Annotated in this window: 22 protein-coding genes; 14 read left to right on the top strand and 8 right to left on the bottom strand. The window is 41.5% G+C overall.

Going from position 1 to position 25657, the window contains the following annotated elements:
• Positions 1-456 (top strand): Jag family protein (locus O9324_RS12310; RefSeq protein ID WP_288140332.1); only part of this gene is annotated, 456 nt, incomplete at its 5' end.
• Positions 457-680: 224 nt separating this feature from the next.
• Here O9324_RS12310 and O9324_RS12305 read toward each other — a convergent pair.
• The 3 genes from O9324_RS12305 to O9324_RS12295 are packed head-to-tail and all read right to left on the bottom strand — an operon-like array spanning position 681 to position 3158.
• Complete coding sequence (locus O9324_RS12305) at positions 681-890, bottom strand: hypothetical protein (protein ID WP_002739214.1); 210 nt, start codon at positions 888-890, stop codon at positions 681-683.
• Positions 891-901: 11 nt separating this feature from the next.
• Positions 902-2581: a glycosyltransferase family 39 protein gene (locus tag O9324_RS12300; protein WP_288140331.1), complete on the bottom strand. Its 1680-nt coding sequence runs from the start codon at positions 2579-2581 to the stop codon at positions 902-904.
• Position 2582: 1 nt separating this feature from the next.
• Entirely contained in the window at positions 2583-3158 is a 576-nt protein-coding gene (locus O9324_RS12295; RefSeq protein WP_288140330.1) for a hypothetical protein, read from the bottom strand.
• A 236-nt stretch (positions 3159-3394) separates the two neighbouring features.
• Between O9324_RS12295 and O9324_RS12290 the strand changes: the two genes are divergently transcribed.
• Positions 3395-3589: a hypothetical protein gene (locus tag O9324_RS12290; RefSeq protein ID WP_002738625.1), complete on the top strand. Its 195-nt coding sequence runs from the start codon at positions 3395-3397 to the stop codon at positions 3587-3589.
• Positions 3590-3752: 163 nt separating this feature from the next.
• Here the strand turns inward: O9324_RS12290 and O9324_RS12285 are convergent, their stop codons facing one another.
• Positions 3753-5282 carry a pyruvate kinase gene (locus tag O9324_RS12285; protein WP_287738029.1) on the bottom strand — a complete coding sequence of 510 codons (1530 nt, stop codon included), beginning with the start codon at positions 5280-5282 and terminating at the stop codon, positions 3753-3755.
• 592 nt (positions 5283-5874) lie between these two features.
• Here O9324_RS12285 and gatB point away from each other — a divergent pair.
• Both gatB and O9324_RS12275 read left to right on the top strand, forming a co-directional pair.
• Positions 5875-7347 (top strand): Asp-tRNA(Asn)/Glu-tRNA(Gln) amidotransferase subunit GatB, encoded by a 1473-nt coding sequence (gene gatB, locus O9324_RS12280; RefSeq protein WP_288140329.1) that lies wholly within the window; start codon positions 5875-5877, stop codon positions 7345-7347.
• A gap of 318 nt (positions 7348-7665) precedes the next feature.
• The gene (locus O9324_RS12275) at positions 7666-8316 is read left to right on the top strand and encodes a ParA family protein (protein WP_002745320.1); all 651 of its coding nucleotides are present in this window, start codon (positions 7666-7668) and stop codon (positions 8314-8316) included.
• Between the two features lie 17 nt (positions 8317-8333).
• On the opposite strand, the gene O9324_RS12270 is transcribed toward O9324_RS12275, so the two are convergent.
• Both O9324_RS12270 and O9324_RS12265 read right to left on the bottom strand, forming a co-directional pair.
• Positions 8334-8786 (bottom strand): DUF8637 domain-containing protein, encoded by a 453-nt coding sequence (locus O9324_RS12270; protein WP_288140328.1) that lies wholly within the window; start codon positions 8784-8786, stop codon positions 8334-8336.
• A gap of 48 nt (positions 8787-8834) precedes the next feature.
• A complete protein-coding gene (locus O9324_RS12265; RefSeq protein WP_287627110.1) occupies positions 8835-9617 on the bottom strand; it encodes a pentapeptide repeat-containing protein in 783 nt (260 codons plus the stop codon).
• Positions 9618-9831: 214 nt separating this feature from the next.
• Between O9324_RS12265 and O9324_RS12260 the strand changes: the two genes are divergently transcribed.
• The 4 genes from O9324_RS12260 (at position 9832) to O9324_RS12245 (ending at position 13397) form a co-directional block, all read left to right on the top strand.
• Positions 9832-9954 carry a hypothetical protein gene (locus O9324_RS12260; RefSeq protein WP_288140327.1) on the top strand — a complete coding sequence of 41 codons (123 nt, stop codon included), beginning with the start codon at positions 9832-9834 and terminating at the stop codon, positions 9952-9954.
• Positions 9955-10064: 110 nt separating this feature from the next.
• Positions 10065-11102: an AI-2E family transporter gene (locus O9324_RS12255; RefSeq protein ID WP_288140326.1), complete on the top strand. Its 1038-nt coding sequence runs from the start codon at positions 10065-10067 to the stop codon at positions 11100-11102.
• An 18-nt stretch (positions 11103-11120) separates the two neighbouring features.
• Complete coding sequence (locus O9324_RS12250) at positions 11121-11978, top strand: amino acid ABC transporter substrate-binding protein (RefSeq protein ID WP_287627106.1); 858 nt, start codon at positions 11121-11123, stop codon at positions 11976-11978.
• 12 nt (positions 11979-11990) lie between these two features.
• Entirely contained in the window at positions 11991-13397 is a 1407-nt protein-coding gene (locus O9324_RS12245) for a DUF2079 domain-containing protein (RefSeq protein ID WP_288140325.1), read from the top strand.
• Here the strand turns inward: O9324_RS12245 and miaA are convergent.
• The gene (gene miaA / locus O9324_RS12240; protein ID WP_288140324.1) at positions 13339-14286 is read right to left on the bottom strand and encodes a tRNA (adenosine(37)-N6)-dimethylallyltransferase MiaA; all 948 of its coding nucleotides are present in this window, start codon (positions 14284-14286) and stop codon (positions 13339-13341) included. The two genes, O9324_RS12245 and miaA, sit on opposite strands and share 59 nt — an antisense overlap.
• Positions 14287-14825: 539 nt before the next feature.
• Positions 14826-16679: an ATP-dependent zinc metalloprotease FtsH3 gene (gene ftsH3, locus O9324_RS12235; RefSeq protein ID WP_159292339.1), complete on the bottom strand. Its 1854-nt coding sequence runs from the start codon at positions 16677-16679 to the stop codon at positions 14826-14828.
• 282 nt (positions 16680-16961) lie between these two features.
• Between ftsH3 and O9324_RS12230 the strand changes: the two genes are divergently transcribed.
• The 6 genes from O9324_RS12230 to O9324_RS12205 all read left to right on the top strand — a co-directional run.
• Positions 16962-18209, top strand: a complete 1248-nt coding sequence (locus O9324_RS12230) for a sigma-70 family RNA polymerase sigma factor (protein WP_288140323.1) — start codon at positions 16962-16964, stop codon at positions 18207-18209.
• A 2-nt stretch (positions 18210-18211) separates the two neighbouring features.
• Complete coding sequence (locus O9324_RS12225; RefSeq protein ID WP_288140322.1) at positions 18212-19339, top strand: DUF1822 family protein; 1128 nt, start codon at positions 18212-18214, stop codon at positions 19337-19339.
• A gap of 15 nt (positions 19340-19354) precedes the next feature.
• Positions 19355-21817, top strand: coding sequence for a CHASE2 domain-containing protein (locus O9324_RS12220; protein ID WP_288140321.1), 2463 nt, complete (start codon positions 19355-19357; stop codon positions 21815-21817).
• A 231-nt stretch (positions 21818-22048) separates the two neighbouring features.
• Complete coding sequence (locus O9324_RS12215; protein WP_288140320.1) at positions 22049-25015, top strand: tetratricopeptide repeat protein; 2967 nt, start codon at positions 22049-22051, stop codon at positions 25013-25015.
• 337 nt (positions 25016-25352) lie between these two features.
• Positions 25353-25514 (top strand): hypothetical protein, encoded by a 162-nt coding sequence (locus O9324_RS12210; protein ID WP_288140319.1) that lies wholly within the window; start codon positions 25353-25355, stop codon positions 25512-25514.
• 17 nt (positions 25515-25531) lie between these two features.
• On the top strand, positions 25532-25657 hold a 126-nt coding region (locus O9324_RS12205), incomplete at its 3' end, for a type II toxin-antitoxin system HicA family toxin (RefSeq protein WP_288139233.1).

Below are 25657 nucleotides of genomic sequence, written 5' to 3'. Positions count from 1 at the left end.
TGGCTGGAAAAACTGCTAAAGTTGATGGCCATGCCCGCAGATGTCCAGATTGGTGTGCAGGAATTGGGAACTGGACCTTCCTCCTGTTGGTTAATTATTGATAGCAGTCAATTGAGTCCCCAACAAGTGGAACTTCTCCTCGCTAACAAGGGTGAGGGACTGGATGCGATTCAATCCCTAGCTAATACGATTCTGAATATTGGTGTCGAGTCGGCAGAACATCAGTTCTATATTGTCGAAATCAACGGCTATCGTCAACAAAGACAGTCAGAACTTTTCGACTGGGTTAATCAAGCGGCGACGCAAGTGCGGCAAACAGGACAGGAAATAGAATTAAAAGCCCTATCTTCGGCGGAACGTCGCCAAATCCATGCCTTTTTTCAGGAAGAAAACGATTTAACCACGGAAAGTCGCGGCGTGGAACCCGATCGCCGGTTAGTAATTCGTTTAAAATAAGATCAAAGGGTGGGGTAAAACCTGCCCTCTTTTTTATTTTAGCCAGATATCTTCTGTCTGGAGTTTCTTAACCTAACGGAAGATTTTTGATTGTTGCAGGAGAGTTAAGTAGGGAGGCACAATTATTTGTAGGATGGGTTAGCGGTAGCGTAACATAATCGGGCGTTGGGTTTCATGCTTCAACCCAACCTACGTTCATCTTATATTTAATTCCACCCACCCACTTAATAACTTAACTTCAGAGCATTTACTGGTACATCATCCCAGGATTCTACGGTTCTTAAAACTGCCACCCACCCCGCTTGTTTTTGTTCGTCCGTAAGACTGGTTAACCAACTTTGATGACAATCTTTTGCCGCTTGTTCGTCTTGACAGGCAATACAAGCTTGTACTAAACCACAGGGATCAATCTGTTCATTTACCCAAATAATCATAGTTAATAGCCCTACTTAACTTCACTATTATAATCCATCGATCTCCCACAGAGAAACTTTTGATATTGATAACCTGTTACATAATTGGAGGATAACTCTGAGAGTTGACAGTCCGATAAATCTATTGAAGAATGGAAATTAATTAACCATAATTCAAAAGGGGGAGAAGATGGCAGATTAAAATCTGGCTTTTGTTCTGAGTTAACTAAGATAAACTTAGGGTTTTTCTCGGGAAATCTTTGGTTAAATTCCCAAGCAATTCCCATCATTTCTCCCACCTGCACTAAACTCCTATAGCTAGTGGCAATTACTAACGGATAACGGCTATTATTTTCGATAGTGGTAACTAATTTATCTGGGCGATAATACTTACGATAGCCTAAATTAAAAGTCACACTTAGGGAACTAACTAAAGCCATGATAAGCACAATAATTACTATTCTTTTCTGCTGCCTTTGCCAACAATTATCTAATAAAATTGCTAGAATTAAAATTACTGATGGAAAGTAAACAAAACTATATCTAGCCCCCCGGGTAATATCGATCGAAAGCAGATAGGTGATGACAAAGAAAATGGCAATTGAACTGAGAAAAAATGCCGAGAGAATGCCTAATTCGGGTTTATAGGAGTCTAGCCATGCTGTTTTAAATTGTGGGATAATCCAGAGAAAAAACCCGATCATTATTGCCCCAGAAATCAAGATAATTATTAAAGATTCTGATTCAACGGGGAGCAGGGAAAGCATAGTTATTAATGTTCCCAGTAATTGAAAAAAGGGGCTAATTACTGCTAAAAAACTATCATTGTCTCTCTGAATCCAACCAGTCATCTGATTGCCATAATCTTTGGGTACAAAGGTGATAAACCAAATAATAATAAAGCTCAAGTTACCTAAAAAAACTAAACTTAAACGCCACCAATTAGTTATCCAAAAGTTTTTTTGTTTGATTTGATTGGATAAAATTAATAATAAAGTTATCGCTTCTGCGACGATAGTTAAACTAAAAAAATAGTGGACTAATAACCCTAGACAGTTGACAATTAACCAGAAAAAAACCAAAGTATGGGATATTCTCTTATGGTCGATAATTTTGCTGCTTACCCTCAGAAAACATCCTAAAGATATGAGGACAAATACAACTGCTAAAGTATAATGGCGCGCTTCTTGGGAGATAAAAACCGCGTAGGGAGAAACCGCCATTAAAATCGCCGACAAAAAAGCGATCGAGCCAGATTTAAAGACCAATTTACTGATAAAATAAATTAGAGGAATCGAAATAACTCCCCAAAATACCGCCAGCGATCGCATTCCTTCTAAAGATACATATTCTCCCCGATCAAAGAATAATTTATTCCAGAGATAGGCGAAAATAAAATATAAAGGTGGATGATTGTCCTCCTGAATAACTAATTTAATTACATCGGCAATAGTTGCCTGATGGTTGCTCTGAACAGGTGCTAATAAAGTGTCTAGGGAAATTATTTGATTTAACGGTACTATCTGGTAATTATTGCCAATACTAAAAACCATAGTGGCAAATTCATCCGTCCAGGGAGGTTTGCTCGTTAATTGTGTTAACCTAATAACCAGTCCCAAAATTATTACTAATCCTAACCAACAAAAATCAGACCAAGCTAACCGCTCCTTGCTTTTTTGTTGTAGATTAGAAATGACTGTAGATAAATTCAATTTAATTGTTATCTCCAAAAGATTCGATTATTTTAACCGCTTCCGATGGGGAAATATCCTGACGGCAATTAGGATAATCATACTCCTCCCGGGCAATTAATGCCCCACTGAGACGATAAAAATATTCTCCCATTTTCATCCAATCGGAATACAAATCGGGTTCGGGGAATTGTTGCCTTAATTCCGAGTTTTTGGGTGTACCATAATTGAGCCAGTATCCTTCTCCAAATAGTGGAGAATTGAGCGCTAGGGTTCCCTCTAATTCTAAACCATCATCGCCCCTGGCGTTTTCGATTCCTTCCACCAAAAAACAGCTATTCTCGGCATTTTCAAAGAGGACTGCGTATCCATTCCCCTCTTCTGCGAGGATTTTAATCTCGCTGGCCCGAAATCCGGGAGGGATATAGTTAGGTAAAATAATCTTAGCATCTAGCGATCGCAGTTGTTGCCGTTGACTGGCGCTCAAAGTTACCGTTTCTGCTCTCAAATATTGCCCATTGTCAATAATAACAATAGATAATCCTAAAACTAAGGGACAGAGAGATTTTATGGTCATAATCGCTGTTTCTAGGGTCATATTCTGGAGAATATGTCAGTTTTTAGGCAATTTACTGATTATTTAACCAGATTAATGACGAATATTGCCCTTTTCCTGTTCCCGATTCCCTATTTACCCATTCTAATCGACAAAAAATCATAGCTTATCTGTGGATTCCACTTTTTTCCACTTCTGTCACCCGGAATTATGGGACTGACATCACCCCAAACCCTCTCGTATTCTAAGGTTATCGACAGGAAAGAGAGGTAACAACCATGTTAGTCAGCCACCAAAATCCAACTTTTGTCCGTAACTACTTAATCGCAGTTATCTCCGTGGTGATGATGGGTGTGGGAGTTGCCGATCTCGTCAATAATCCCTCTCGAATCGCTCAACAAAACCGTCTTGATGGTTATGGTCGCTATGTTAGCGCTGGTTTGGTTAGTGGTGCGGTCAATAATATGCGTTAATTTGCCTCTGATTCTCAATCCTGTTTAAAAGGTGTGAGTAATTATGAATTATGAATTATGAATTATGAACTGGGGAGAATAAATAAAAATAATCTCCTGACGACCGGCTCCTGACGACCGGCTCCTGACTCCTGACTCCTGATCACTGATAACTGAAAACTGCTTAAACCCAAGAATGGAGAGCGCGTAATTGGGGCGTTTTTTTAGCTTGGTGTGTCTGCATTCTTTGTAAAACATCATCGAGAATTGTCACCGCTTCCCGGATATATTCCCCCTTATTCAGCATGACACATTCAGCCCTTTCGGCCATAGCGGCATCAGTAATCTCGGCCCGGGAAGGAATACTTTTCTTGACCAGATTTTCTAGGACTTGGGTAGCCCAAATTACCGGAATATGGGCCGCTTCGCATAACCAGAGAATTTCCTCTTGAATTTCTGCGAGTCTTTGATAGCCAATTTCTACGGCCAAATCGCCCCGGGCAATCATCACCCCAAAAGGTTGTTTACCGGCGGCATGGATGATTAATTCGGGAAGATTTTTCACGGCTAAAGGTGTTTCTATTTTGGCCACAATTGCTTTTTGTCGCCAAGCATCCCCCAAGCGACTTTGTAACTCTAGCTGTAGTGTCTCGATATCGCTGGCTTTTTGTACAAAAGAGTAACCGATAATATCGGCATTTTCGGCAATAAAATCTAAATCCTGCCGGTCTTTTGCGGTCAAAGGATCGATATTTAAGACGGTATCGGGGAAATTTAGGCCTTTATCTGCTTTGAGTTTTTCCCCTTTCTCCCTGGCGTGGGTAATTTTTAGTAAAAGACCTTCCGGCATTATGGCAATAACTTCAGCCCCAATATGACCATCATCAATCCAAACTTTCGCCCCGACGGGAATTTGGGGAATAATTTCCGGTTGGGAACAATTAGCCTGAAAATACTGAGGATGGGCAGTGTGGGGGGGTTGGGTGGTTAAGAGGAGAAAATCCCCTTGATATAGTCTGGTTTGGGACTGGGGGGCTAAAATCTGTTCTAAACGGATTTTTGGGCCGGCTAAGTCCATATAAACCTTACAGGTATGTCCATTGACTAAATTTTCGGTATTTTTGACCGCCTCGCGCAGATTTTCGATCATTCCCTGCCACTCTTTGGGTCCATCATGGGCGCAATTAATGCGAATACAGTCCATCCCGCAACGCAGTAATTGAGCGATAAAATCGGGGTCGGTTGCCGCCTCCGTCGGCATTGTCACCATAATTCGCACCCGACGCCGGGGGGAAGACAGACCGAAAACTTCGGCGCTATGGGAGGCTAAAAGTTGATCTCCTTGGAAAAATGCCTCTAAAGGGGGATGTTTGGGTAATAATGAGGCTTCTTGATGACAAACCGCCCCTAAAGTGGCAATTACCGCATCGAGGGTCGGTAAAACTTTCGATTCAATCCGGCCTAGGGAAGATAATCCCCAGGGCATTAAAGCTAATTGTAAATCCCGGATATCTTCTTGTCTCAGGGCGAGATAATAGGCTAAATTACGGGTGCTAGGTTGAAAATTCTCCCTTTCAATTAGGTTTTTCCACTGCTGCAATTTCTCCTCTCCTTCCACTGTCACAAAATGCCGTAACCTTTGCAGATGATGGAGGAGAGTTTGGGGGTAGGATAATTGTTCTCGTTTGAGTTGTTCTGAGAGAGTTAAAGACATAAAATTGAGTAAAAAGTAAAAATCGTCAATTAAGTAGGGAGGCACAATTATTTGTAGGATGGGTTAGCGGTAGCGTAACCCATGCGGGCGTTGGGTTTCATACTTCAACCCAACCTACGTTCATCTTATATTTAATTCCACCCACCTACTTACTAAGGCAATACTCGCCTAGAAAATGATCACTGTCGCCGCTTATATTGCTTTTGGCCGGTTATGGGGTCAGTTCTTGGACATAATCTCTCTGTTTCTATACTAAGCAAATATCCCGTCTCTAGAAGTTAATTTTTGCTACGATTTATGGCGGTTATCTTAACGGTGAGGTGGGAAGTTTTGGTTTTCGGTGGTCGGTGGTCGATACTAAAAAAGCTAGGTTTATCGGTGAAAAATTATCGATAAGCTTCCCTGTTTTATTCCATAAAATTAAAAATAATGGCGGACATTGGTTGAATAAATTATCTTTTTTGGGCTATATTCAGGCTGTATAAAGTGATTAGTAACTACAGTATTAAGTTTTATGAAGGGAGGGAATGCTCCAGAATCGCGACTATAATGATTAAACAGATCATTCCTGTGTCGGCGAGAGCGAGAAAATATGTCTGCCACTGAATACGAAGCAATTATCGGTTTAGAAACCCACTGTCAACTCAACACCAAAAGCAAGATATTTTGTCCCTGTCCCACCAACTTCGATAGTCCCCCCAATACTAACGTCTGTCCCGTCTGTTTGGGTTATCCGGGGGTATTACCCGTCCTTAACCAAGAAGTCCTAGCCAGTGCCGTTAAACTGGGATTAGCTATCGATGGTAAAATTACACCTCATAGCAAATTCGATCGCAAACAGTATTTTTATCCCGACCTGCCGAAAAATTATCAAATTTCCCAGTATGATCTCCCTATTGTCGAACAGGGTCAACTAGAAATCGAGATCGTCGATAAAAAAACTAAGGAAGTTAGCCGCAAAATTATCGGCATTACCCGTCTGCACATGGAAGAAGACGCGGGAAAACTGGTTCATGCTGGCAGCGAACGTCTCTCCGGTTCCACCCATTCCCTGGTGGATTTTAACCGTACAGGTGTACCATTATTAGAAATTGTCTCGGAACCGGATTTACGCACCGGGGCCGAAGCGGCGGAATATGCCCAAGAATTACGGCGTTTAGTGCGTTATCTCGGCATCAGTGACGGCAATATGCAGGAGGGTTCCCTGCGCTGCGATGTCAATATTTCTGTTCGCAAAAAAGGCACTAAAAAGTTCGGGACTAAGGTAGAAATTAAAAATATGAACTCCTTTAGTGCTATCCAAAAAGCCATAGAATACGAGATCGTTCGACAAATTGAAGCGCTCGAAAATGGCGAATTGATCGTACAGGAAACCCGTCTTTGGGAAGAAGCTACTCAACGGACGATTAGTATGCGGAAAAAAGAAGGTTCTAGCGATTATCGCTATTTTCCCGAACCGGATTTACCCCCCCTAGAAGTCTCCCCCGAACAGTTAAAAGCTTGGGCGGAAGAATTACCGGAATTACCCGCTCGTAAACGTCGTCGTTATGAAGAAGAATTTGGTCTTTCCGCCTACGATGCCAGGGTTTTAACCGATGATCGCACCGTGGCCGAATATTTTGAAACTGCTGTAATTGCGGGGGCCAATGCCAAATTAGTCGCTAACTGGATCAGTCAAGATATCGCCGCTTATTTGAATAATAATAAGCTGACGATCACAGAAATTGCCCTGCAAGCGTCAGACTTAGCCGAATTAGTTAAACTGATTGAAACGGGAACAATTAGTGGCAAAATTGCTAAGGAAATTTTACCAGAACTTCTCACTCAAGGCGGTTCACCTAAAGCGCTGGTGGAAAAGAAAGGATTAATACAAATTTCTGACAATTCTGCGATCGAAAAACTGATCGAGGAAATTATCGCCTCCCATCCAAGCGAGTTAGAAAAATTCCGGGCGGGTAAAACCAATCTTAAGGGATTTTTTGTCGGTCAAGTCATGAAAAAAAGCGGCGGTAAAGCCGATCCTAAATTAACTAGCCAAATCTTAGATCAAAAACTTTCTGGTTAGTTATATTCAGTGATCAGTGATCAGTAAACAGTAATCAGTGGGGAGCTTTTTTTCAGTGATCAGTAAAAAGTAAACAGTAATCAGTGAACTTAAAACTCAAATCTGATAACTGATAACTGATAACTGATAACTGGTAACTGATAACTGATAAGTAGCTGGTTATAATTAAATTGAAGATAGATTTTAGGTTCGATCCCCCCTGCCCCCCTTGATAAGGGGGGTGCCGGTAGGCGGGGGGATCCCCCCTTAATAAGAGGGGCATCTGATAACTTTTAACGCCTACTTACTTAACTGATAACTGATAACTGATAACTGAAAATGACCTCGCAATTAAAGCCTAATAGCCCAAAAATCCTCGCTGTTGTCAACGGTAAAGGTGGTGTGGGTAAAACCACCACTGCGGTCAATTTAGCGGCAATTTGGGGGCAGAATCAGCGTGTTTTGCTGGTGGATGCGGATCCGCAGGGTTCCTCCACTTGGTGGGTAGAAAGAAATCAAGCGGGTATGGTATTTGATTTAGCCAAGCAAATTAATACAGAGAAATTAGGAGAATTGCGTCAAATTATCGAGTACGATCTGATCGTGATTGACACACCACCAGCTTTGCGCTCCGAATTACTTACCGCAGTAATAGCAGAATCAGATTATTTAATTTTACCGACTCCTCCCGCACCGATGGATTTAATGGCTTTAATTGACACGGTACGCACGGCAGTTAAACCCCTAGGAATTGCCTATCGGGTTTTATTAACAAAAGTGGATTCCCGTAGTCTTAAGGAAACTTTAGAAGCACAAAATACTTTATTAGAATTAGGTATTCCCGCCTGTCATGCTTTTGTCAGAAATTATAAGGCCCACGAAAAAGCCGTTTTAGACGGGGTTGCTATTACCAATTGGCGCGGTAAAAATGCCCAAGAAGCCAGCGCCGATTATCGTCGTGTAGCCGAAGAATTGGAACGGGATTGGTAGATTTATGAACAGGTTTTCTAAGAACAATATTTTTGCAGTAAAGAAATGACTAAATCTAGACCATCGGGCTGAACTTGAACAGTATAGGCTTCGGCTTCAATTTGTCTGCTAAAACCCTGATAATTCATAAAAAATCTTCTGGTCATTGCCGGTGGTTCTATGGCTAAATTAAGAGCTTTAACTGTTTTGCCTCCATGACAAAGTTGAGCGGCATGGACAGCTTCATGAATTAATGTTGGTCGGGCAATACCTAAGTCAAAAACTAGGGGATGAATCCAAATAATTCTAGTTTTACTATCAAATAAACCGTAGGCTCCTCGCACTGGTGGTGGGGCAAGTTTGACGATAAAATTGTGTTTTTCTAGAGCTTTTTGCAGCAGTGAAAAATCAGAATTCGCCGCCGATAAATTTTCTCCTGCAGCTAATTGCATCCCTAGAAAAACAGCAGCAATTGTGTAATAAATGCCCATCGGGTAATAGTTCCTATTAAAAAAATATCAAAATTAGCAGGAGGTTATTCATTGATGAATCGAACCATCGGGGAGAATTGTTCCCGTTAAAATTGCTCCAGTTAATTTGACCATAATACGCTTACCGAAGCCAATTTTTGCCCCGCGTAAATCTGCCGCCGACAGATCCGCCCCACTTAAATCCGCCCCGATGAGATTGGCTTCCTGTAAATTTGCGCCTTTAAGGTTAGCTTCGAGGAGATTGGCGCGAAAAAGATTAGCTTTGTACAGATTAGCCTTTTCTAGGTTAATTTTGTGCAGGAAGCTATCGCTTAAGTCGGCATGGCTTAAATCTGCCCCGATGAGACTGCGACTAGAGAGATCTTTTTCTTTCAGGTTGGCTCCCTGTAAATCGGCTCCGTTTAAATCCCGATAGTGAGGGCGCCAGGCGGCATGATTGTGGACCTGATGGTTATTCTGGGAGTGGCTGTGTTGACTGTGGGTTTGTTGACTATGGGTTTTATGACTGTGGGTTTGGGAATTTTGGCCGGGTTGGCTAGGGTGAGGCTGATAGGGGGAAGCAGTTTTATAGGCGTGGGCGGGCTGTTTTTCAGTTTTAGGGGGGGAATTGGAGCGTTTAGGAGAATTTTGATGAATTTGCCGCAATTGTTCCCTAGCGTGGTTAATTTCTTGCAGTTTAGCGGTGGCTTTTTCCAAAAGACGCTGATTATCTTTGGGAATGCGATCGGGATGCCAAATAAACACCAAATCTTTGTAGGCTTGATTGATCTCGTCGAGAGATGCCCCATGATCTAACCCTAAAACTTTATAGTATCGCTCCAATTCATTCATCATCGAAGTCCTAATACAAGGATAAAAGCATTAACGGCCACAATTTCTCTGAGTCTTGTCGGATTTTCTAGGAGAGGATTTCTTTTAGGATAATTTGACTCTGGGAGAGTTGCCATAAAATTTGAGAAAATGTCTGGTAATTAAAAAAATCTCGTTTTTCTATCCTGTTTTGTGGCGTAATTGTATAGCACATAACAGCAAAATTAGCAAATTTTTGATAGAAAACTTAATTTTTGCTGTTGGGGAAGTGGGGAAGTGGGGAAGTGGGGAAGTGGGGAAGTGGGGAAGTGGGGAAGTGGGGAAGTGGGGAAGTGGGGAACTGGGGAAATTGAACTAAAACCCCAAAACCCCAAGACTCCAAAACCCCAAAACCTAAAACCTATCTCCTGCCCCCTGACTCCCGACTGCTGTATGATAAAACTTGTCCCGATAGGATAAATAAAGGTCGTGAAATTTGGTCAGTGGTTGGGGTTTATCTGTTTAATAATGGCTCTCTATGTATTGTGGCAGATTCGACAGCTGTTATTATTGATTTTTATGGCGATCGTATTTACCGTAGCCTTAAATAGATGTGTGAAAGGATTGCAGAGATTAGGGATTAAAAGGGGTTTGGCTATTTTAATTACCCTGCTGACGAGTCTAGCAATTGTGATTTTATTTTTTATAATTATTGTTCCCCCCTTTATCGAACAGTTTCAAAAATTAATTGAACTTTTACCGCAAGCTTGGGATTTAGTCCGCAATAACTCGATTCAATGGCGACAACAATTTCAATTTGATTGGTTGCCATCGCTGCCTAATTTAACTGATTTAGTCCAGCAGTTACAACCTTTAGGAACCTTTGTTTTTAGTAACTTTTTTACCTTCTTTTCTAACTCAGTTGCGGCAATTTTACAATTATTATTCGTGCTGGTGTTAGCAATGATGATGTTAGCCAACCCCCAACCCTATCGACAAGCTTTCTTAAAATTATTTCCTAACTTCTATCGTCGTCGTGCCGAGGAAATTCTTACCCTATCGGAAGTGGGTTTGGGTAATTGGTTGTTGGGAATTGCCATTAGTTCAACTATGGTGGGATTATTCAGTGGTTTCGGTCTTTTTGTTCTACAAATTAATCTAGTTCTCGTTCATGCTATCCTAGCAGGATTGCTCAATTTTATCCCTAATATCGGACCGACTGCTAGTGTGATTTTTCCCATTCTAATTGCTGTTATCGATGCACCTTGGAAAATTGTCGCTATTCTGATTCTCTATTTTATTATCCAAAATGTCGAAAGTTATTGGCTGACACCAACTGTCATGGCTAAACAGGTATCTTTACTACCAGCAATTACCCTAATCGCTCAAATTTTCTTTGCTCAAATGTTTGGCATCTTAGGTTTATTATTGGCTTTACCTTTGACAGTGGTAGTAAAAACATGGTTAGATGAATTATTATTCAAAGACATTTTAGATCAATGGGATCACGTCCATAACAAATCTTAAATAATCTCGGCAAAAGTCATGAAATTAATCATTCTTACTCTCGTTATTTTATCTAATATTTTTGCTGCTCTCCCAGCTAAGTCTGAAACGGTTCTGGAAAAAATTAAACGCACGGGATTATTAGAAGTAGCGATGAGAGAAGATGCCATTCCGTTTGGCTATCGAGATAGTAATAATAGTTTACAGGGATTATGCTTAGATTTTATCCAATTGCTTAGAGAGGAACTTAAGCACAAATTAAACCTCCAGATCATCAGTGTCAAAATTTATAAATCGACTTTATTTAATCGCTTCCAGTTATTGGAAAATAAAACCGTTGATTTCGAGTGTGGTCCTAATAGTATCAGAAAAAATATACCTGATGGTGTCAGTTTTTCTCGTCCTTTTTTTGTGACGGGAACTCAGTTTTTAGTTCGGAGTGATAATCAGAAGAATTTTAACTTTTCTTCGTCCTTAGAAGGTATAAGTATTGGAGTTTTGCGAGATACCACCACTCAAGAATTATTAAGACAAAAATACCCTCTTGCTACCTATCAAGAATTTCAAGGAGTGACGGGAAGACTGCGAGGTATCCAAAGTTTAAGAAGGAATAGAATAGATGCTTTTGCTAGTGATGGGATTCTGCTAATTGGAGAAGCTGTCATTCTCGGTTTATCCCTAGGAAAAGATTATCAACTTATCCCCCGCAATCCTTTAAATTGTGATTATTATGGTTTTATTCTTCCCGCTAATGATCCCCAATGGCAAGAGTTTATTAATGGGGTTATCGTCACCAGTGAGAACAGAAATATTTTTAAAGCATGGTTTACTGAAGTTGCTTCCTATTTTAGAGATACCTGGCAGTATTGTCGTAATAATCCCGAAAAATCCCAGTAAAACTTAACGATTATGCACAAAAAAAATGATTTATTTTGGTTAATTAGTTGCGCTACAATAATCCTGTTTATTTGCAGTGCTATCAGACATATTTTATTTCAATCTAATGCTCTCGATCTTGGTTGGTTCGATCAGGGAGTTTACTTAATTTCTCAAGGTAAACCACCGATTATATCTTTTGTTGGCTACCATATCTTAGGCGATCATATCGCTTTTATTCTCTATCCTATAGCCTTACTTTATAAAATTTATCCTAGTGTTTATTGGCTGCTTTTCTTACAAGCTTTTTCCCTTTCCCTTGCCGTTTTTCCCCTCTGGCAATTGGCAATACAAGCGGGATTAAAAGAAAAACAAGCTTATACATTAGCCTTAGTTTATCTGCTCTATCCCCTGATTTTTAACGTCAATCTCTTTGATTTTCATCCGGAAGTTATCGCAGTTCCAGCCATGTTTTGGACAATTTTGTCCGCAAGATTAAATAATCTCTGGGGATTTTGTCTAGGAATCATTATTATTCTCGGTTGTAAAGCAATTCTCTCTTTAACATTGTTGGGAATGGGTATCTGGTTACTTCTCTGGGAAAAGAAAAAAATCCCCGGAATAATTGCTATTATCACTGGCATTCTTTGGTTTATTATCGCCACGAAATTATTAATCCCTCTCCTGACAGGAAAATCGGCAGTTATTGAAATGGCTGATTCTCGATATAGTTATCTAGGAGATAGTTTGCCAGCAATTATCTTTAATCTTTTCCTCAAACCCGATCTAGTCTTGGGAAAAATCTTTACTGGCAATAATCTAGAATACCTCATTCTATTAATTATTCCCTTGGTTTGGGGTTTATCCTGGCGCTATTCTACCCCAATAATTGCCGCTATTCCCGCACTCGCTTTAAATTTATTAGCAGATCATGCCCCACAAAAAAACTTAACCACTCAATATTCCCTGCCAATTTTGCCCTTTTTATTTTTAGCGGTTATCGCCACTTTAGCCCATAATAGTAACTGGTTGAAGCAGCCTAAATGGATAATTATTTGGGCAATTATTGCCTTTCTTGCCTTAGCTAAATACGGCTATTTTTGGTCACTGTATTTAAATTCCCTCGATACTTGGTCCGCCACCCAAAAAGCTCTCACCCAAATTACCACCAGTGAGAGTGTCTTGACTACTTCTAGAATTGCCCCCCATCTTACCCATCGAGAAATGATCAAATTAGCGATCGAAGGTTCCCAATCCCTAGATTTAAATCAATTTAATTATATCCTACTCGATCGCCGTCATCCCGGTTGGTCTAGTTCACCAGAACTAATTGATGATCATTTAAATAAACTGAATCAAAATGAGAACTTCCAGTTAATCCTTAATCAGGATGATGTGTTTTTATATCGGGCCTTGACAACCCCTCAAGAAACAAAATAATTTTTCGTTCCACCGATTTCAATAAATTTTCTTTATCGATGGGAAACCAGATAATATCAGCATCGGCACGAAACCAAGTGCGCTGACGTTTAGCAAATTGACGGGTATGGAGGATAATTAGATCGATCGCCTGTTCTAAAGAAATTTCCCCGAGGAGATATTGCTTAATCTCTGCATAACCCAAAGTCTGCAAAAGTGGCAAATCCCAACCGTATTTATCCCCCAAATTCTGCACCTCTGCTACCAATCCCCTGGCGATCATTTGATCAGTACGAACAGTGATCCGCTTGTCTAAACTTTCTGGGGAACAGTCTAAACCAATTTGTAAAATTGGATAAGTGGGAGGGTTTTCTCCCTGCTGACTAGAGATAGGTTTTCCTGTCAGATAAAAAACCTCTAAAGCGCGTAAAGTCCTGACCTGATCATGGGGATGAATTTTTTTAGCAGCCTCTTCATCTACCTGCGTCAGAATTTGATAAAGATAGGATTGTCCTAAAGCTTGTAATTGCCGTCTTAAATCCGCTTGAGGAGAAACCCTCGGTATTTTTAAACCTTTGACAATGGACTTGATATAAAGTCCCGTACCACCGACCAAAAACAGGGGAGAATAGTGGAGATTGCTGATTAAATACTCAGCCTGTTGTTGGTACTGTGCTAGGGTAAAATTATCTTGAGGATCACAAATATCAATTAGATAATGGGGAATCCGCTGACATTCTTCTAAGCTAGGTTTAGCGGTACCAATATTAAATTCTCGATAGATTTGTCGGGAATCGGCACTGAGAATTACTGAATTAAACTTTTCGGCCAATTGTAGTGCCAAACTGGATTTTCCTGTGGCAGTTGCCCCACAAATAACAATTAAAATAGGTAAAGAGGAAGTAGTCATCGATGCTACATGACAGTAATCAGTGAACAGTAATCAGTAATCAGTAATCAGTGAAAAGACAGGACTGTTAAGCTAAGTGGGTGGGTGGAATTAAATATAAGATCAACGTAGGTTGGGTTGAAGCATGAAACCCAACGTCCGCTCATGTTGCGCTACCGCTAACCCATCCTACAAATAATTGTGCCTCCCTACTTAAGACGCATTTAAACTGGGTATTGTGAAGCTGATTAACAGGGGTACATCCCACATTAATTATCAGTGACTCTTAAATTATTACAGATATATCAGCAGCTATCTGTAAGCATCCCACTGAAAAACTAATGCGCTTCGGGGTTTGGGTAGGGTTGATTCGTGAATCAACCCTACCTTGAATCAATTTTAGGAGAAAGTTTCCGCTTAAAAATCCCAAATTACATGAGTAGAAAACGGGTTTCTCCGAGAAACCCGTTTTCTCAAAAATTGAGATGCACCCGATTAACAGCTATCAAAAAAAAACAGCACCCATCAGGATGCTGTTTGTCAAGAAAATGTTACAAAACTTAAGCTAAAGCCGCCATTTTCACATCGTTATGAGCGAGGATATTTTGTAACTCCTCCGCGTCCACGGTTTCTTTTTCCACTAACATTTGCGCTAACTGGTCTAAGATGGCGCGGTTATTGACTAAAACCTCTTTAGCGCGACGATAGGCCTGTTCCACTAAGTTACGCACTTCCTCGTCAATAGCTGCCGCAGTTTCATCGGAGAAATCTCGATCGGAAGCGATATCACGACCTAGGAAAACATTACCATTTTGACGACCTAAAGCCACCGGCCCCAAGCGATCGCTCATGCCAAAACGAGTAACCATTTGCCGCGCTACTCGTGCCACCTGTTGCAGGTCATTAGAAGCACCCGTAGTCACTTCCTCCTCACCGAAGATAATTTCTTCAGCTAAACGACCCCCCAAAGCTACAGCCATCTGATTTTGCAGATAAGCGCGAGAATATAACCCGGATTCCATGCGATCCTCGCTAGGAGTGAACCAAGTTAAACCCCCGGCGCGACCGCGAGGAATAATACTAATTTTCTGGACAGGATCATAATCCGGCATTAAAGCACCCACCAAAGCGTGACCAGCTTCATGGTAAGCAACTAAAGTTTTGCGTTTTTCGCTCATGACGCGATTTTTCTTCTCAGGACCGGCCAAGACACGATCGATCGCATCGTTGATCTCATCCATGGAAATCTCGGTTAAATTGCGACGTGCCGCTAAAATTGCAGCTTCGTTGAGCAAATTAGCCAGATCCGCACCAGTAAAACCGGGGGTACGACGAGCGATTTTATCGAGATCCACGTCCTGGGCCAAAGTTTTGCCTCTGGAGTGGACATTAAGGATTTCCTTACGGCCAGCGTAATCGGGACGATCCACCACCACTTGGCGATCGAAACGACCCGGACGCAATAAAGCGGCATCCAACACATCAGGACGGTTAGTGGCGGCGATAATGATAATACCTGTATTACCTTCAAAACCGTCCATTTCCGTTAATAATTGGTTGAGGGTTTGTTCCCGTTCATCGTTACCACCCCCTAAACCGGCACCCCGTTGACGACCAACAGCATCAATCTCATCGATAAAGACGATACAAGGTGCATTCGCTTTCGCTTGTTCAAATAGGTCGCGGACGCGAGAAGCACCCACCCCGACGAACATTTCCACAAATTCCGAACCGGAAATGCTAAAAAACGGGACTCCCGCTTCCCCAGCTACTGCGCGAGCGAGCAGGGTTTTACCTGTCCCCGGAGGACCGACTAAAAGGACTCCTTTGGGGATTTTTGCCCCAATTGCCGTGAAGCGATCGGCATTTTTCAGGAAGTCCACCACTTCGTTTAATTCTAATTTTGCCCCTTCAATCCCGGCCACATCACCGAAAGTAACCTGGGTTTGGGGTTCCATCTGTACTCTTGCTTTCGATTTGCCGAAGTTCATTGCTTGGGAACCGGGACCACTTTGGGCGCGACGGAGCAAGAAAAATAGACCAACAAGAAGTAAAATCGGGAAAAATAGGCTACTGAAGGCTCTTACCCATACTCCTTCTTCTCTTTGGGGCAGTACGGAAATATCAACGTTATTTTCTGCCAAGATGTTGATTAATTGTGGATCGTTGGGTAGGTTGACCAATACGTTTGTACCGTCTTGGGTGGGTACGATCGCTCGTTGCCGGTCGGCACTTAAGCGCACGGTTTCTACTTTACCTTCCCGTACTTCCTGTAAAAATTCACTATACTTCCAAGTTTGTTGCACTGCTGGCTGGCGATCGAAGAAAGCTGAGGCCAAGGCAAGGACTACGATTAACAATAGGGCATATAGTCCCGCATTGCGCCATTTTTTGTTATTACCGTTTTTGTTCACGCTGTCGAACTCCTGATAAATTGAGGATGATCTTATCGGTTGTCAAGGGGTTGTTAACTTATGTTAACGTTTCTCAGGAACAGTGGACAGGTTTTTTTTAATATGCCCCTCGTGGTCCTCCCTGGGGGTTAGCTGTTGGGGGTTGGGAGTGGGTCAAAAAGCCATTTACTGTGACTCTCCTCGACCGAGTATGATCAATTTGTAACAAAATGCCAAAATACTGCATAAAAGCTGGAAGTGGAACGATAGAGGGTTTAGTTGACCTCCACGGGGACTAGCTAGATGAAAAAACGAGAGACTTTGCTGGAGAAGTTTTGTTGCTTTTTAGTTTTGCAGCAAAATAGGACACAATGGAATTGCGATCGGCGTTTGCGTCGTAACATGGAAAGCTATGGCCCAATCGATCCTAATGTCGATTCAGAGGAGTATTGGTCTCTATTCTTTCACCAACAGTATCAGAATCCCGGTTGCAAAAATCATCTTTTTCGTGGGCATTTATACGCTTATTTGCAGGAACCTTGCTACTGGGCTGCTGCCGAAATCTATCACAAATATCAAGCTAAACTGGATTATCAGATCGAAGACTACTTTAACGAAGGAATTCTTGATTTTGAGGCTATCTTAGCTGACTTTAAGCCTTTATTCTCCACTCGCTTCGATAATTTTGCCACCCAGAGGATTAAATATCGCTTAATCGATCGCATCCGTCAGATTAGTCAAGCATTCGGCCATAATACTTGGAGCCTACTACTTAATTCTACCGGAGCGCGTCTCAGCCAAGCTCTCCTGGCGAGGGGATTAGTGGGGGAAACTCTCGAAAATTACCTTTTAGCTTGGGATTACTATAAAGAAATTTATGCCCAGGCAAAAATAAAAACCGATGGTAAAATTCAGGAACCTAGTCCAGAAATCTGGCAAAAAATCGCCGCTGCCTATAACTCGGATAGCCACTCTACCATCAAAATCAATTCTGCGACAATTACCCGATGGTTACAGGATGCAGGACAAGCTATTTTTGATTATTTATTTCCCCAAGGAAAAACAATTTCCCTACAGCAACCTTTCGGGGATGAGGAAAGTAGCACGAGGGAGGAAATGATCGAAGATACTCTCCATGATACCCCCTGGCAGCAATTAGAAGCGGCGGAAAATTTTCGCGAGTCGCAACAAAACCACCAAAAAATTCTAGCTTGGTTAGGGGCAGAAATTTCACAGATTTGTCAGCAGCCGCAACAGGCAAAACTGCATCCGCAAATTCAGTTAATTCTAGAGATGACTTATGGGTTAGGGTTGGGACAAGTGGCAATTGCCGCTAAGATTACAGAAATCACCACGGTGGTTATCAAACAATATCAGGTTTCTAGGGAACTGGATAAAGTTTATCGTCACCTCGCTAAAAAGTTTTTACCCTGGGCCAGCGAAAACCTGCATATTTCTTTCCAGTCTCACGATAGAGAAGTTATTAGTAAGGCAATAGAACCATGGCTAACATACTACTATCAAACCAGCGCAACAACTCAGGAGGATTAATTATGGTTAATGATTGGTTAGAACTAACTCCTGATAGCATTTGGCTAGAAATACCCGCAGATGTTCAAGAGATAAGTTGGGCAAAAAGTGCCAGTTTTACTGATGCCAGTATTCGTCAGAGATTTTATATTAATTATCTCTGTCAACAAGTTATTTTTAACTATCTACAGTCAGGGATGCCTGGGGTTAGCTTAGTAGAAAATCAAGAGGATTTCTGGCAACTAGGAGTTAATGGTTTTACCGTTAAATTAGGCGAAAAATCAGTAATAGTTATTGCCAGCGAAACTCTGGATCTAGAAGCGATCGAAATTCCACAAGAATGGGTAGATATTCCTCAATTAATTGGTGATTATTATCTAGCGGTACAGGTAAACACTGCCGAAAGTTATCTGAGAATTTGGGGTTATACTACCCATAAAGATATTAAGGAAAAAGGACAATATATTAAGCGTAATCTTAACTACTCTCTACCGAGAAATCAACTGCAATCAGGATCAGATTCTTTGGATTTATGGGGAGAGTGTCAATTACAACCAGTGAAGATTGAACGGGAAAAGATGGAAGAAAAACTATCTTTAGATAGATTGACAACCTTACTAGACATCTTAGCCAATCCTCAGTTAATCTTTCCCAGAAAAGCTATTGCTTTTCAAGAATGGGCAGCAGTTATCGTCAATAGTAACTGGAGAAAAATTTTAATTACCCGTCGGCAAAAATCCCCCGTCAAGTTAACCAATTGGTTTGCCCATAATTTCCCCATTGATTGGCAAAGTATCCTCGATTTTAGCTCACTGTCACTGTTTCCAGCATTCAAAAATACAGAAATTAAACGCATCAAAGATTTAGGAGTAGAATTACTGGGAAATCCCCTCGCTTTGATGATTACTATCGCTAAAACTGAAGAAATATTTAGCCTGCAAGCGACTGTTTACCCCACCGGAGAAACAAGCACTTTACCACCCCATTTAAAATTAAGTATTCTCACCGAAACTGGCCAGGTTTTTCGAGAAGTAATTGCCACAGATAACGATGAATTTATTCGTTATCGATTTGATGCTGAATTGGGAGATAAATTCTTCATTGAAGTGGCTTTAGAATCGGCAAAAGTAACCGAATATTTACAAGTATAAGCGAGGAAAAACTTCATGATTAAACTCTTAACTCTCGAACTAGATGGCACATTCGATCGGGGATTTAAAGTAAAATTAGAAATTCGTCCCGATCTTAATTCTCGTCCCCAAACTGTGATCAAAGCAAGGCTACCAGCTAATTTAGAGTTATTAACTTTTTACCGTCAATGGCAACGTTACTATAGTGAATTAGAGGGATTTTTTAAAGTCTTAAAAGATAGCAATCCCCAACAAATTACCAATAGTTCTCAGCAGAATTTGGTTTTTAAAAACTGCCAAGAAAAAGCCAAATTATTTGAGGATAACTTAAACAAATGGTTAAATAATAGCCCAGAATTTGAACCGATCAAAACCGCAATTCTGCGCTCTGGCAATAACTTTCGTATCTGGTTACAAACCGATAATATTTGGCTGCAAAGATTCCCCTGGGAAAAATGGGAAATTCTCAAAAATACCGGCGCAGATATAGCCATTATTGTCTCAGAATACGATACCCTAGCCAGACAATTAAAAAATCATGAAAAAATTCGGATTTTGGCCATTTTAGGCTATGCCACCGACTTAAAATTTCTCGAAGAAGATCGCAAAACTTTAGACGATATTGCAGGAAAAGCAGGAGCGGAAATTATCTGGGAAAAAGCTCCCCACCCGCAAAAATTAAATCAGTTATTGCGTCAAGAAACTTGGAATATCCTCTTTTTTAGTGGTCATAGTGCCAGTACAGAAGATGGTCAAGATTGCGAAATTCAACTAACAGAAACTCATAAATTAAAGATAGCTGATTTTAGCTTTTCCCTGGGAGAAGCCACTAAAAACGGGTTAAAATTAGCGATATTTAACTCCTGTGATGGTATCGGTTTGGCACAACAACTATCCCGGGAAAAAGGGATGGCATTACCCCATCTAATCTTTATGCGCGAGAAATTACCCGATCCCGTTTCTCCCAAATTTCTGCAATACTTTTTAACCGCTTTTACCAATAATAAATCTCTCTATAGTGCCGTACATGAAGCCCAAAAAAATCTCCACGATGACTGGGAAAAAGACTATCCCTGTGCCAGTTGGCTGCCCGTAGTTTGCCCCAATCCCACCGAAGAACCCCCCACTTGGCATAGTTTTAGTAACTCCCCTCAAAAACAACAAAATTGGCGACGATTTGCTCTAACTTTCGGTTTAGGTTTAGCCGTAGCGATGACAGTCTTGGCAATAAGAGAAACAGGAATTTTAGAACCCTTAGAATTAAATATTTATGATCGTCTGATGCAACTAAAACCCAAAGATAAACCCGACGAAAGATTATTAGTTATTACCATCGATCGCCAAGATTGGGCATATCAAGATCGCATGGGGATGAAAAGACCAACAATACCCGGAAGCGATCGAAAACGTTCCCTCGCAGGAGAAGCATTATCGCAGCTTTTAAATAAATTACAGCCCTACGAACCGCAAATTATCGCCTTAGATATCCTTCGTCCCATCGCTGCCAGCGAAGATTATCCACCCCTAGCCAACCAATTACAAAATACTCCTAATTTTATCTCGATTTGTCAGTTCAATAATTACCCACAACCGGACGGATTTCCCCCACCTCCAGAACTGCCAAAAAATCAGAGTGGTTTTAGTAACACAGTGCCAGACGAAACCATTGCCGGAGTTCCCCGAATTCGTCGTTTTTTATATCAGGCAAAACTTGATCGCACCTCTCCCTGTCTTCCCCCGGATTCTTTGGCCACAGTTGACTCAATGTCCTGTAATTTTAAAGATTATGCTCCTAGTTTTAGTCTCCTAATTGCCAAACGATATCTAGAATCCCAGAATCAAGATTTTGACTGCAATAAACTGCAGCGGGGAATTCTAGAAATTAATATCGGGGATACTCATCTCGGTGACTGGCTACAATCCAACCGCGGCCCCTATAGAACCAGTCAATCCGATACCCGATCCGGTCGTCAAGTTATGCTCGCTTACCGTCGAATTGCCGATAATGGCATCGATGCAATCATAAAAATTGCCCCGAAAAAATCTCTCCAACAGGTTTTAGATCCGCGTTTTAATCCCGAATCGGTCCGGGGAAAAATTGTCCTGATTGGAGTAACAGAACCCGGGATCGATGATTTTTTAACCCCCTTTAGTCGCAACCCATCGGAAGCAATTCCGGGGGTTTATCTGCACGCGCACGCAGTCAGTCAAATTCTCGATACAATGACAGGAAAACGAGCCTCGATCGCTTTCTGGAATCCCCTACAGGAGACTTTCTGGGTGCTGGGTTGGTCCCTGGTGGGGGGATTGTTAACGTGGCGTTTTCTTCGGGTAAAAACGGTACTTTTGACAGTGGCGATCGCTGTGATTTCCCTCACCGGTATCGGTTGGCTTCTCTTTAGTTATTTCGGTCTCTGGGTTCCGATTATTCCCCCAGCGATCGCACTTCTCACCACCTCCGGTATCTTCTTTTTTCTTCGTTCTTACTACTTAAAATAGCTAGGTAGGACTTGCTGAAAAAGTACGGGCGAAGCATTCGGATAGAAAATCTCCGGTTTCACCGATATGTTATTGTCCGAATGCTTCGCCCCTACAGGACCCGGGCCGATGAAGAAGCAAGGTTTTGAAGCACGATTCTCTCAAAATCTTGCACCTGTTTCACGAGAAAAACGACAAAACTCTTACCTTGCCTACATTTCACATTTATTCAGCAACCCCTAGGTAACAGCCATGATCAAACCTTCGATCGCCCTCATCCTTCTTTTCTCCCTACTGCCTCAACCCGGGTTAACCCTTATCACCCCGGCTGCCAGAAATATTTCTAATGATCGCATTCTGACGGCACAGGGCGATCGGGAGCTTACCGAGGAGCAATTCCTACAACGAGTCACCGTTAAGATTACTAGCGAGACAAATCGGGGATCGGGGACGATTATCGCTAAAAAAGGCGATAATTACCTTGTCCTAACCAACGCCCACGTTACCCGCAACACGAAAACCCTACAGGTACAAACTTACGACGGCCACAGCCGTGCGGCCCGCATTGTCCCCAATTCCCTATCGGAGAATCAAGATCTCGCCCTGCTGGAGTTTAGCGATACCCGGGACTATTCGATCGCCACCATCGCGGAGTTTACCATCAATCAAAACAGGATCGGTTTAGAAGTGGTGGCCGCGGGATATGTTGCCGAAACGGGACAGTATCGGACGACAAAGGGAACCCTCGAACAGGTGAGCGATCGACCCCTCCGGGATGGCTACAGCGTCGGTTATAGTGGCGATATCGTGCAGGGAATGAGTGGCGGCGGCATTTTTGTCGATGGGGAGTTAATCGGCATTAACGGGCGATCGGCCCATCCGATTCTCTCTAACTACACCTACGAAGACGGCACAAAACCCACAGACGAAGAAATCCAACAGATGAGAGCGGTTAACTGGGGCATTTCCCTTCATACCCTATTAACCTACATCCGTCCTGAAATCCTCAGCGCCTATAACCTACCCCTACCGCCGGTGAACCCCGATATAGAAACCACCGCCCCTACTGTCTATATCGCCCAATTAGAAACAAAAGCCAAGGGTTTCACCGTCCGGATCGATAGTACGAGCGGTGGAAACGGTAGCGGTGTCATTATCGCTAAAGAAGGGAATATTTACACAGTTTTAACCGCCGATCACGTCTTCTGCGAGAAGGAAAAAAGTCAAGATGCTGCAAGTAAACCTTGTCTCAATTTCACCTACACCGTCGTCACCAGCGACGGTAAAACTCGAAACATCGAGAAAAGCACCATCATCCGGCAGGAAGGGGTAGATTTAGCAGTTTTTCAGTTTGAAAGCCTGGACAATTATCCCGTTGCGGAAATAGCGAATTATAACCCAAATACCGATGATTTTGTTTTCGTCGCAGGCTTCGCCAAAATTGGCAAAAATCCCTCGAAATGGTTGTTTAGTGGCGGTGCAATTCACGATAAAGAACAGGGATTACTACAAACCCGCCAAAGTCCTTTAAGCACTCAACAAGGGGGAACATTACAAAGTGTTGCTTCTTTAACCTGGGGCTATGAATTAGTTTATACCAGCATCACATTTGGGGGCATGAGTGGCGGTGCAGTCTTAGACTCCCAGGGGAGAGTAATAGGGATTCATGGAAGTTCGGAAACAGCAGGGGTAGGGAAAATTCAGTTAGGGTTTAGTTTAGGGATTCCCATTAGCACTTTTATCGGATTGCAAGAAAGATTGAAGGTAAAACCGCAATTATTAACCACTGCTCAACCCCAAGTTAGTCCGCAACAAAAACTAGAAATTATTCAAGCGATTACTGGTGTTATTGTTCCTAATACCAATGCGAAGGCGGATATTTGGATAGAAAGGGGGGGACAATTATGGCGGTTAGAAAGGTATGAGGAAGCAATTAAAGCCTTTGATGAGGCGATTAAGCAAAATGACCCCAAGAATGTCTATTTAGCTTGGTATGGGAAGGGATTTGCGTTAGGTAATTTAGGTAAATATCAACCAGCTATAGAAGCTTTGCAACAAGCGATTAATACCTTACCTAAAGGGGAAGATTTAAAGAACTTTCACAGTAGTATTTTACAACGGCAAAGTGGAGTTTATCGCTCTTTAGGTGACTTCTCAACAAGTGCTGGTAGAGAAAGAGAAGCCAGAGAAAATTATGAGCAAGCATTATCGGTGATTAATCAGGCGATTTCTCTGGTTCCCAATAACCCCAATTACTATAACGAGAAATGGGGAATATTAAGTCGATTAAAACGCTATGATGAGGGATTAGCCGCAATTACTAAGGCAATTAATCTCGCTCCCCGTGCTGCTTGGTATGGCAATCGGGGGAATCTTTACAGATATCAACAAAAATACGAATTAGCTTTAGATGAATACAACCAAGCTATTGAAATTAATCCTAATTATGCTATGGCTTACTACAATCGTGGGGTTCTTTACTATGACCAAAAAAAATACGAATTAGCTTTAGCTGACTGGAACAAAGCTATTGAACTTAATCGTAATTTTACTGAGGCTTACAACAATCGGGGGGTTCTTTACCAAAACCAAAAAAAATACGAATTAGCTTTAGCTGACTACGACAAAGCTATTGAACTTAATCGTAATTTTGCTATGGCTTACTACAATCGGGGGTCTCTTTATGATGACCAAAAAAAATACGATTTAGCTTTATCTGACTACGACAAAGCTATTGAAATTAATCCTAATTTAGCTCTGGCTTACAACAATCGTGGGGTTCTTTATGATGATCAACAAAAATATGAATTAGCTTTAGCTGACTACAATCAAGCTATTAAACTTAATCCTAATTATGCTAATGCTTACTACAATCGGGGGCTTCTTTACATTGACTTGCAGAAATACGAATTAGCTTTAGCTGACTGGAACAAAGCTATTAAAATTAATCCTAATGATGCTGATGCTTACTACAATCGGGGGCTTCTTCACAGAGACTTGCGGAAATACGATTTAGCCCTCTCTGACTTCAGCAAAGCCATTGAAATTAATCCTAATTTGGCTCAAGCTTACTTAGGTCGTAGTATTTTATATGCCATATTAGGACAACCCGAAAAAGTAAAAATTGATCTACAACAAGCAGCTATATTATTCCGCCAACAGAATAATATGGCAACTTATGAAAAGGTGATGCAGATTTTACAACAATTAGGGGGATAAGTTTCGTAGGTTGGGTTGAGCGAATAAATATGTTAAGGAAAACCTCTCAATTCTCAGGAAAAGCGAAACCCAACAGCCAAAATCTAAATCTGTCTGAATCTTTTTGTTGGGTTTCCTTGGGTTTATTGTTGGGTTTCGTGCCTCAACCCAACCTACGGTAGAAACCCAACACCCAAAATCTAAATCCGTCTGAATCTTTTTGTTGGGTTTACTTGGGTGTATTGTTGGGTTTCGTGCCTCAACCCAACCTACGGTAGAAACCCAACAACCAACACCTAAATCCGTCTGAATCTTTTTGTTGGGTTTCCTTGGGTCAACCCAACCGACGGTAATTGCTATGATTACTATAATCCGTAGTCGTGGTCTTTTAGATGCCAAATTAAAACAAACCGAAAAAGCAAAAATTGATCTACAACAAGCAGCCATATTATTCCGCCAACAGAATAATATGGCTGCTTATGAAAAGGTGATGCAATTTTTGCAGCAATTAGGGGGGTAAAATAGAAATCATCAATTATGGAAAGTCGAGAAATTATCAAAAAACTGAAGGATGAGGGATGGTATCAAGTAGGTACAACAGGAAGTCATCATCATTTTAAACATCCCCATAAAAAAGGGAAAGTGACTGTTCCTCACCCTAAA

The organism is Microcystis sp. LE19-84.1B (genome assembly GCF_027531875.1).
In the GTDB taxonomy this organism is placed as follows: domain Bacteria; phylum Cyanobacteriota; class Cyanobacteriia; order Cyanobacteriales; family Microcystaceae; genus Microcystis; species Microcystis panniformis.
This window is presented reverse-complemented; position numbering and strand designations above follow the sequence as displayed.